At 65.9% G+C, this 7,699-nt stretch carries 5 protein-coding genes and 1 pseudogene; 3 read left to right on the forward strand and 3 right to left on the reverse strand.

Annotated features, from left to right (window positions below):
* Positions 1–28 precede the first annotated feature (28 nt).
* From atpA to ACH107_RS12275, 3 genes are all read right to left on the reverse strand, one after another.
* The gene (atpA, locus tag ACH107_RS12265) at positions 29–1,567 is read right to left on the reverse strand and encodes a F0F1 ATP synthase subunit alpha (protein ID WP_412506096.1); all 1,539 of its coding nucleotides are present in this window, start codon (positions 1,565–1,567) and stop codon (positions 29–31) included.
* The gene (locus ACH107_RS12270; protein ID WP_412506097.1) at positions 1,567–2,139 is read right to left on the reverse strand and encodes a F0F1 ATP synthase subunit delta; all 573 of its coding nucleotides are present in this window, start codon (positions 2,137–2,139) and stop codon (positions 1,567–1,569) included. The genes atpA and ACH107_RS12270 overlap by 1 nt, the downstream gene beginning before the upstream one ends.
* Positions 2,140–2,430: 291 nt before the next feature.
* Entirely contained in the window at positions 2,431–3,195 is a 765-nt protein-coding gene (locus ACH107_RS12275; RefSeq protein WP_412506098.1) for a class I SAM-dependent methyltransferase, read from the reverse strand.
* 62 nt (positions 3,196–3,257) lie between these two features.
* Here ACH107_RS12275 and gloB point away from each other — a divergent pair, with 62 nt between their 5' ends.
* The 3 genes and pseudogenes from gloB to ACH107_RS12290 form a co-directional block, all read left to right on the forward strand.
* Positions 3,258–4,022, forward strand: a complete 765-nt coding sequence (gene gloB, locus ACH107_RS12280; protein ID WP_310690466.1) for a hydroxyacylglutathione hydrolase — start codon at positions 3,258–3,260, stop codon at positions 4,020–4,022.
* A 194-nt stretch (positions 4,023–4,216) separates the two neighbouring features.
* The gene (gene clpA, locus ACH107_RS12285) at positions 4,217–6,544 is read left to right on the forward strand and encodes an ATP-dependent Clp protease ATP-binding subunit ClpA (protein ID WP_412506099.1); all 2,328 of its coding nucleotides are present in this window, start codon (positions 4,217–4,219) and stop codon (positions 6,542–6,544) included.
* Positions 6,545–6,872: 328 nt separating this feature from the next.
* A pseudogene (locus tag ACH107_RS12290) lies at positions 6,873–7,699 on the forward strand (ATPase); the annotation flags it as partial.

Below are 7,699 nucleotides of genomic sequence, written 5' to 3' on the forward strand. Positions count from 1 at the left end.
TCTCCTTTCCGGTTCGGTTCAAGTCAGATCAGGCGAAGTCCTTGGCGAACTCGTCGATCGCGCCCTTGAGCTTGTCCTCGGCCTCGCCCTTGATCTTGGGGTCCTCGTTGGTGATGAAATCCAGTACATCCTTGCGCTTGGTGCGCAGGAAATGCAGCATGTCCTTCTCGAAGCGGCCCACGTCCGACACGGCCAGATCATCCAGATAGCCCTGGGTACCCGCGTAGATGACGCAGACGATCTCGGCATTGGTCAGCGGCGAATACTGCGGCTGCTTCATCAGCTCCGTCAGGCGCGCACCTCGGTTCAGCAACTTCTGCGTGGCGGCGTCGAGATCCGAGCCGAACTGCGCGAAGGCGGCCATTTCGCGATACTGCGCCAACTCCAGCTTGACCGGGCCAGCCACGGATTTCATCGCGCTGGTCTGCGCCGAAGAGCCGACACGCGACACCGACAGGCCGGTGTTCACGGCCGGGCGGATGCCCTGGTAGAACAGCTCGGTTTCCAGGAAGATCTGGCCGTCGGTGATCGAGATCACGTTGGTCGGAATGAAGGCCGACACGTCGCCGCCCTGAGTCTCGATGATCGGCAGGGCGGTCAGCGAGCCTGCGCCGTTGTCGTCATTGAGCTTGGCCGACCGCTCCAGCAGGCGCGAGTGCAGGTAGAAGACGTCGCCCGGGTAGGCTTCACGCCCCGGCGGGCGGCGCAGCAGCAGCGACATCTGGCGATAGGCGACGGCCTGCTTGGACAGGTCGTCGTAAACGATCAGCGCGTGGCGACCGTTGTCGCGGAAATGCTCGGCCATGGCGGTGGCGGCATAGGGCGCCAGGAACTGCATCGGCGCCGGGTCCGAGGCGGTCGCGGCGACTACGATGGAATACTCCAGCGCGCCGTTCTCCTCCAGCTTCTTGACCAGCTGCGCGACGGTGGACCGTTTCTGGCCCACGGCGACGTAGATGCAATAGAGCTTCTTGCTCTCGTCGTCGCCGGCGGCCTCGTTATAGACCTTCTGGTTGAGGATCGCGTCCAGCGCTACGGCTGTCTTGCCGGTCTGGCGGTCGCCGATGACCAGCTCGCGCTGGCCGCGGCCGATCGGGATCATCGAGTCCACGGCCTTGAGTCCCGTGGCCATGGGCTCGTGCACCGACTTGCGCGGAATGATGCCGGGGGCCTTTACGTCGGCGGCGGTGCGGCTGTCGGCCTCGACCGGGCCCTTGCCGTCCAGCGGGTTGCCCAGGCCATCGACCACGCGGCCCAGAAGCGCATCCCCGATGGGCACGTCCACGATGGCATTGGTCCGCTTGACCGTGTCGCCTTCCTTGATGGCCTGGTCCGACCCGAAGATCACGACGCCGACGTTGTCGTTTTCCAGGTTCAGGGCCATGCCTCGGATGCCGCCGGGAAATTCGACCATCTCACCGGCCTGGATGTTGTCGAGGCCATAGACGCGGGCGATCCCGTCGCCGACAGACAGCACGCGACCGACCTCGGCCACTTCGGCCTCTTGGCCGAAATTCTTGATCTGGTCCTTGAGGATCGCAGAAATCTCTGCAGCTTGGATCGCCATTACCGGGCCTCTTTCATGGTGTTCTGGAGTGCGGCGAGCTTGGACTTGATCGAGGTATCGATCATCTTCGAGCCCACCTTGACTACAAGACCGCCGATGAGGCTCTCATCGACGGTCGCATTTATCCGGACGTCGGCACCGACACGCTCTTTCAGCGTCTTGGCCAGCGCGTCGGACTGTTTCTGGGTCAGCGCCTTGGCCGAAGCAACGTCGGCGGTCACCTCGCCCTTTTCCTCGGCCAGCATGGCGCGCAGGGCCGACAGCATCTGCGGCACGACGAAAAGGCGGCGCTTGTCGGCCATCAGGGCCAGCGTGTTGGTCATCGTGTCCGACAGCGACATCTTCTTCGCGATGGCGGCGATCGCCTTGCCCTGAACGGCGCGCGAATGGATCGGCGAAGCGATCAGGGTGCGCAGGTCGGCGCTGTCACCCAATGCATCCGAGAGCGAGTCGATGTCGGTTTCGAGGGTCTGCAGGCCCTTGGCGTCCCCCTCCTTGCTGAGGTCGAAGACGGCTGTGGCATAGCGCTGCGCGATGCCGGTCGAGATCGAAGCTGGTTCGGACACGTCCACCCTTCCGATTTCCTGGCCCGCACGGACCACCCGTCAGAATGTCGGGGGTGTGAAGGCGGCGAGACTTGCCCGAGCAGGATGCAGCGGGCGCGAGATCAGGGCGGGATGTAGCAGAGGGTTTTTGGTGGGGCAACCTTCTTGCGCGGCTTTTCAGACGGGGCCAAAGCGGCCTCTGCAAAAGGTCTGCGCGGGGTGCGACGGTTTGCACCATCTCCGGGGCCTTGCGCCGGTCGTCGGCGGCACACGATCGTTTGCCGCCGTGAGCGCGCGGGCGCAGACGATTCCCCCGGATCAGCCAAGGCCGATCCACCGCCCCGAGGCCCCGGCGGGCTGCGGGCTGCCGTCGAGCACCGGCAGTGGGCGGCGCACCCGTTCGGCCAGCCCCGGCCCCGAGGGCGCGATCACCTGCTTGCTGGCCTCGACGATCAGCACACCGCCCGCCGCGAAAACCGGTAGATGGCGTCCGGCCGCCTCCAGCACCCGGCCAACGCGGCGCCAGGTGCGACGCCAGGACGGCGGCTGATAAAGCGTGGCGCACGCGCGCTCCGGCATGAACCCGGCACCGCGCAACTGCGAGTCCAGCTGCGACAGCGAATAGGGGCGGCCATAACCGAAGGGCGTTCGATCCGAACGCGACCAGAGCCCGCTGCGATTGGGCACGATGAAGACCGCCCGCCCGCCAGGACCGAGCACGCGGTAGCACTCGGCGAGGACGGCGGCGGGGCGATCCGAGGTTTCCAGCCCATGCAACAGCACCAGCTTGTCGACGCTACCGGTCGCCAGCGGCCAGAGATGTTCCTCGCACAGCACGCTGACATTGGGCTGGCCCGCGGGCCAGGACATCACGCCCTGCGGTCCAGGCATCAGGCCGATGACTCGGCGCGCCTCGCCCAGAAACGGCCGCAGCAAGGGCACCGCGAATCCGAAACCGGCCACGTTCTGGCCCTTGGCCTCGGGCCAGAGCCGCTGCAACTCGCCTCGGATCACCCCCTGCGCCGCGCGGCCCAGGGTGCTGCGGTAGTAGAATTCCCGGATGTCGTGAACGTCCAGATGCATTGAAGCGCTCGCCCGCGTCGGTCACACTCGGGACGACCTTATCAAGCGGAGGAGAAAACGCCATGCCCCTGGAGCTTGTCACCGTCCCCTGTCGGCAGGACAACTATGCCTTCCTCCTGCACGATTCCCAACGGGGCGAAACCCTGCTGGTGGACGCGCCCGAGACGGCACCGATCCGCGCCGCGCTTGATGCGCGCGGCTGGCGCGTGACGGACCTGCTGATCACCCATCACCACGGCGACCACGTCGAGGGCGTCGCCGACCTGCGTGCCGGGGCGCGAGTGATCGGGGCTGCAGCCGATGCCCGTCGCCTGCCCCCGCTGGATGTGGAGGTCGCCGAGGGCGATACCTTCACCACTTGCGGGGTCGAGGCGCGCGTGCTCGACGTCTCGGGGCACACCCGGGGCCATATCGCGGTATATGTGCCGGGCGCGGCAGCGGTCTTTACCGCCGACAGCCTGATGGCGCTGGGTTGCGGCCGCCTGTTCGAGGGCACCGCCGCCCAGATGTGGCAGAGCCTGCTGAAGCTGCGCGCCCTGCCCGATGACACGCGGGTCTGCTCGGGTCATGAATACACGGAAACGAACTATCGCTTCGCCCTGACCGTCGACCCGGACAACCCCGCCCTTCTGGCGCGCGGCAAGACCATCGCCACCGCTCGGGCCGAGGGGCGGCCGACCGTGCCCTCGACCCTGGCCGAGGAAAAGGCGACCAATCCGTTCCTGCGGGCCGATCAGCCCGACCTGAAGGCGGCGCTGGGGATGGAGGAAGCCAGCGCGGTGGACGTCTTCGCCGAGGTCCGCGCCCGGCGCGACCGTTTCCAATGAGGCTGCCTCGGTGCGTCATCTTCGCCCGGTTTTCGGGCGAAACCGGCCGGAACACGGCACATCGCACAGAAAGTGACCGGGTCCAGAGCAGATTTTTCTTGAAACCTGCGCCATGGAACCAAAACTTAAGACCATGAGGCCACGGTCGGATGCGGGGCCCGCCCCCGACGACCCCCGACAGAGGAGCACGCAACGTGCCATCTTTTTCGACAACACTAGAGCAGTCCATCCACGGCGCACTGGCGCTGGCCAATGCGCGACGCCACGAACTGGCCACGCTGGAGCACCTTCTGCTGGCCCTGATCGACGAACCAGACGCCGCGCGGGTCATGAAGGCCTGTTCGGTGGACCTCGACGCGCTGCGCAAGACGCTCGAGGATTTTATCGAGGATGACCTGTCCACCCTCGTGACCGAGGTCGAAGGGTCCGAGGCCGTGCCGACGGCAGCCTTCCAGCGCGTGATCCAGCGCGCGGCGATCCATGTCCAGTCCTCGGGCCGGACCGAGGTGACCGGTGCCAACGTGCTGGTCGCGATCTTCGCCGAGCGCGAATCCAACGCGGCCTATTTCCTGCAGGATCAGGACATGACGCGCTACGATGCGGTCAACTTCATCGCCCATGGCGTGGCCAAGGACCCGGCCTATGGCGAAAGTCGCCCCGTCACCGGGGCCGAACAGGTCGACGAGGACAGCACCCGCAGCGCAGCCCCCGAGGACAGCAAGGACGAATCCGCGCTGGCCAAGTATTGCGTGGATCTGAACGCGAAGTCACACGCGGGCGAGGTCGATCCGCTGATCGGCCGCGGTCACGAGGTCGAGCGCTGCGTGCAGGTGCTCTGCCGCCGCCGCAAGAACAACCCGCTTCTGGTGGGCGATCCGGGCGTGGGCAAGACCGCCATCGCCGAGGGCCTGGCCCGCAAGATCGTGGGCAACGAAGTGCCCGAGGTGCTGCGCGGCGCCACCATCTATTCGCTCGACATGGGCGCGCTGCTGGCCGGCACCCGCTATCGCGGCGATTTCGAGGAGCGCCTCAAGGCCGTCGTGCAGGAACTGGAAGAGCACCCCGATGCCGTGCTGTTCATCGACGAGATCCACACCGTGATCGGTGCAGGCGCCACCTCGGGCGGCGCCATGGATGCCTCGAACCTGCTCAAGCCCGCGCTGCAGGGCGGCAAGCTGCGCTGCATGGGCTCGACCACCTACAAGGAGTTCCGCCAGCACTTCGAGAAGGACCGCGCCCTGTCGCGCCGGTTCCAGAAGATCGACGTGACCGAACCCACGGTCGAGGACGCGGTGAAGATCCTTCAGGGCCTCAAGCCCTATTTCGAGAGCCACCACACGATCCGCTACACCCATGATGCGATCAAGACCGCGGTGGAACTGTCCGCGCGCTACATCAACGACCGCAAGCTGCCCGACAAGGCCATCGACGTCATCGACGAGGCCGGGGCCGCGCAACACCTCGTGGCCGAGAGCAAGCGGCGCAAGACCATCGGCCCGAAGGAGATCGAAGCGGTGGTTGCCAAGATCGCCCGGATTCCGCCCAAGAACGTCTCGAAGTCCGATGCCGAGGTGCTGCAGGATCTCGAAGGCTCGCTCAAGCGCGTGGTCTTCGGTCAGGACAAGGCCATCGAGGCGCTGTCCAGCGCGATCAAGCTGGCCCGCGCAGGCCTGCGCGAACCGGAAAAGCCCATCGGCAACTACCTGTTCGCGGGGCCGACCGGCGTCGGCAAGACCGAGGTCGCCAAGCAGTTGGCCGATACCCTCGGTGTCGAGATGCTGCGCTTCGACATGTCGGAATACATGGAAAAGCATGCGATCAGCCGCCTGATCGGCGCACCGCCGGGCTATGTTGGCTTCGACCAGGGCGGATTGCTGACCGATGGCGTCGACCAGAGCCCGCACTGCGTGCTGCTGCTCGACGAGATCGAGAAGGCGCACCCGGATGTCTACAACATCCTGTTGCAGGTGATGGACCATGGCCAGTTGACCGACCACAACGGCCGCACGACGGATTTCCGCAACGTGATCCTCATCATGACCTCCAACGCGGGCGCCGCCGAGCAGGCGCAAGAGGCCGTGGGCTTTGGCCGCGACCGCCGCGAGGGCGAGGATACTGCCGCGATCGAGCGGACCTTCACGCCGGAATTCCGCAATCGGCTGGACTCGGTCATCTCCTTCGGCGCACTGCCCAAGTCGGTGATCCTGCAGGTGGTCGAGAAGTTCGTGCTTCAGCTCGAGGCGCAGCTCATGGACCGCAACGTGTCCATCGATCTGACGCCCGAAGCCGCCGAATGGCTGGCCGAGAAGGGCTACGACGACAAGATGGGCGCGCGCCCGCTGGGCCGTGTCATCCAGGAGCACATCAAGAAGCCCCTGGCCGAGGAACTGCTCTTCGGCAAGCTGTCCAAGGGCGGTCTGGTCAAGGTCGGCGTCAAGGACGGCAAGCTGGACCTGACCTACGAGCCGCCCCAGAACCCGCGCCTGGGCGGCGACAAGCCGCGCCTGCTGACAGCAGAGTGACCGGTCGGCGATAACACCCCTTGCCCGGACTGGATGGACGCCCCCGCAATCACCTGCGGGGGCGTTCCTGTTTTTGCGGCCGGCATGGTTGATGCTGAATGGTCCGCACCCGAACGGCACGACCGCCGAGCTGGCAGCCCGCCAGCCCCCGGGTCATGGAATGCCGCCGGACCGCCTGGATGCGCTCCCCCCACGCCACGCTACGGAACGGCTTTGTCCCTCTTTTCGCCACAATGGCCGGGCACCGTCCAAGGCGATCCGCCTGCGCCGTTCCGGCCGGTCTCGCCTGCGGGTCAAACGTGCAACTGCCATAAGCGAGCCCGCCCCCATGAACATGCAGACCTCCGACATTACCGCCCCGCCCGCGCCGAAATCGCTGGAGGCCATGCAGCTGCCGCTGGTCATGATGCGCGACATCGTCCTCAAGACCATGTTCCGAAAGAACGTGGAAACCGTTTCGGACCTGGCCCGCGCGATCTGCCTGCCGGTTCCGGTCGCCCAGGAACTGCTCGACATGGCGCGAGGGCAGCAGTTGCTCGAAGCCACCGGCACGCTCAACGCCAACTCGGGCGACGAAATGGGCTACAAGCTGACGGAGACAGGCAAGGCCCGGGCGCTGGATGCGCTGGCCCAGTCGGAATACTACGGTGCCATGCCCGTCCCGCTGGATATCTACACCGAGCAGGTCAAGCGCCAATCCATCCGCAACATCCGGATCACGCGCGACATGCTCATGGCGGCCATGGGCCACCTCGTCCTGCCGTCCGACCTGCTGGATCAGCTCGGCCCGGCGGTCTCCTCGGGGCGATCCATCCTGATGTACGGCCCGCCGGGCAACGGCAAATCCGCCATTTCCGATGGCATCGGCAATGCGCTCGGTGACCGGATATACGTCCCCCGCGCCATCGAATACGCGGGACAAGTCAGCACCGTCTATGATCCCATCGTGCATTCGGCCGCCGAGGAACAGGTCGAAGACACCCATAGACTGCGCCGCACAACCCGATACGACATCCGCTACGTGCGCTGCGCGCGCCCCACGGTCGTAACCGGCGGTGGGTTGGGGCACGGTTTCCTGAGACAGTTCATAGCGCTAATTTTCCATCGAAGGAGAATGGACCATGGACGACAAGAACAGCTCGACACCTGGCGCGA

The sequence above is a fragment of the Roseovarius halophilus (ex Wu et al. 2025) genome, assembly GCF_047086965.1.